The 1,696-nt window shown below is 67.5% G+C and carries 1 protein-coding gene; it reads right to left on the bottom strand.

Going from position 1 to position 1,696, the window contains the following annotated elements:
• On the bottom strand, window positions 1-1,696 hold a 1,696-nt coding region (acs, locus tag U5771_RS35005; RefSeq protein WP_322028157.1), incomplete at both ends, for an acetate--CoA ligase.

Consider the following 1,696-nt stretch of genomic DNA (forward strand, 5'->3'; position numbering starts at 1 on the left):
GCCTCGCCCTTCGCGAGCGAGCGCAACAGGCGCCGCATGATCTTGCCCGAGCGCGTCTTCGGCAGGTTGTCGCCGAAGCGGATGTCCTTCGGCTTCGCGATCGGCCCGATCTGCTTGCCGACCCAGTCGCGCAGCACCTTCGCGAGCGCCGCCGCTTCCTCGCCTTCCGGCCGCGAACGCTTCAGCACCACGAACGCGACCACCGCCTCGCCCGTCGTGTCGTCCGGGCGGCCGACCACCGCTGCTTCGGCAACCAGTTCATGCGAGACCAGCGCCGACTCGATCTCCATCGTGCCGAGCCGGTGGCCCGACACGTTCAGCACGTCGTCGATACGGCCCATGATCGTGAAGTAGCCGGTGTCCTTGTCGCGCACCGTGCCGTCGCCGGCGAGATAGAGCGTGCCGCCGAGTTCTTCCGGGTAATAACTCTTCTTGAAGCGCTCCGGGTCGCCCCAGATCGTGCGGATCATCGCCGGCCACGGACGCTTGATGACGAGAATGCCGCCTTGCCCGTTCGGCACGTCCTGGCCGGTCTCGTCGACCACCGCGGCCATGATGCCCGGCAGCGGCAGCGTGCACGAACCCGGCACGGTCGGCGTCGCGCCCGGCAGCGGCGTGATCATGTGGCCGCCGGTTTCGGTCTGCCACCACGTGTCGACGATCGGGCAGCGCTCCTGGCCGACGTGCTTGTGGTACCACATCCACGCTTCCGGATTGATCGGTTCGCCGACCGTGCCGATGATGCGCAGGCTCGACAGGTCATGGCTCTTCGGATGGACCTTGTCGTCGGCCTCGGCGGCCTTGATCAGCGAGCGGATCGCGGTCGGCGCGGTGTAGAACACCGTGACCTTGTGATCGCCGATCATCTTCCAGAAGCGGCCGGCGTCGGGCCAGGTCGGCACGCCTTCGAACACGACCTGCGTGCCGCCGCACGCGAGCGGGCCGTAGGTGATGTACGTGTGGCCCGTGACCCAGCCGATGTCGGCCGTGCACCAGAACACATCCGTCGGCTTCCAGTCGAAAGTCCACTTCATCGTCTGCGCGGCCCACAGCAGGTAGCCGCCCGTGCTGTGCTGCACGCCCTTCGGCTTGCCGGTCGAGCCCGACGTATACAGGATGAACAGCGGATGCTCGGCGCCGACCCATTCCGGTGCGCACGTGTCGGGCTCGCCGTCCGCGATCTCGTGCATCCACAGGTCGCGCTCGGCATGCCAGTCGATCTTGCCGCCGGTGCGGCGGTAGACGATCACGCTCTTGACCGCTTCGCAGCCGCCCATCGCGAGCGCTTCGTCGGCGATGCTCTTGAGCGGCAGCGTCTTGCCGCCGCGCGCCTGCTCGTCGGCGGTGATGAGCGCGACCGCGCCGACGTCGACGAGCCGCTCGTTCAGCGATTTCGCGGAGAAGCCGCCGAACACGACCGAGTGCGTGGCGCCGATGCGCGCGCAGGCCTGCATCGCGACGATGCCTTCGATCGACATCGGGATATAGATGATGACGCGATCGCCCTTGCCGATCCCGCGCTTCTTCAGCGCATTCGCGAAGCGCGACACGCGTGCGAGCAGCTCGGCATAGGTGACGCGCGTGACGGTGCCGTCGTCGGCCTCGAAGATCACCGCGACGCGTTCGCCGTTGCCGGCTTCGACGTGGCGGTCGAGGCAGTTGTACGACGCGTTGAGTTCACCGTCGTCGAACCACT

It is taken from the genome of Burkholderia sp. BCC1977 (assembly GCF_905339595.1).
Lineage (GTDB): Bacteria > Pseudomonadota > Gammaproteobacteria > Burkholderiales > Burkholderiaceae > Burkholderia.